The organism is Vibrio sp. 811, from assembly GCF_033339195.1.
This window is the reverse complement of sequence record NZ_JAWOUB010000969.1, coordinates 1-514: the sequence shown is the minus strand read 5'-3', so window position 1 is coordinate 514 and position 514 is coordinate 1. Positions and strand designations below refer to the sequence as shown.

Genomic DNA, 514 nt, shown 5'->3' with positions numbered 1-514 from the left:
TGATGGCGCAACAGAAGTGCTCAAAGACCATGAAGACAGCACTTGGCAGGCCGAAATTTGGGACTTTAAAGGCTTGGCACTCCTTGGCTTAGAACGCCTAGACGCAGCGGAAGAAGCAACCCAAAAAGCACACAAGCTGGCCATTGAGCACGATCTAACGTGGATGAAAGCACACTCTTTCATCAGTCGAGCAAGACTAGAGCTACTGCGTAAAAACACGGACAGCGCAGCCGAGTTGTTGCTTGCCGCAGAAGAATCCGCGCTTAATTTCGATAACGGCGAACTGCTAAGTCAGATCTGTTTTCAGCAATCTCGCGTTGCTGAAGAGCAAGGCGATTTCGAAGCGGCATTTAATGCGTTTAAAAAATACCGAAAACATGCACTGAAAATGCTCAAAGAGCAGACCAATCGGGTCAGCATGGATAAAGCACGCGGCTCAAAACGCCAGCTAGAACAACGTGCTCGCAAACTCATCAATCGTATTCGCTCTCAACATGAATACGATCCCGAAAAG

1 pseudogene is annotated in these 514 nt (G+C 48.2%); it reads left to right on the top strand.

The window, feature by feature from the left end:
• A pseudogene (locus R7Q46_RS30400) lies at positions 1–514 on the top strand (hypothetical protein); the annotation flags it as partial.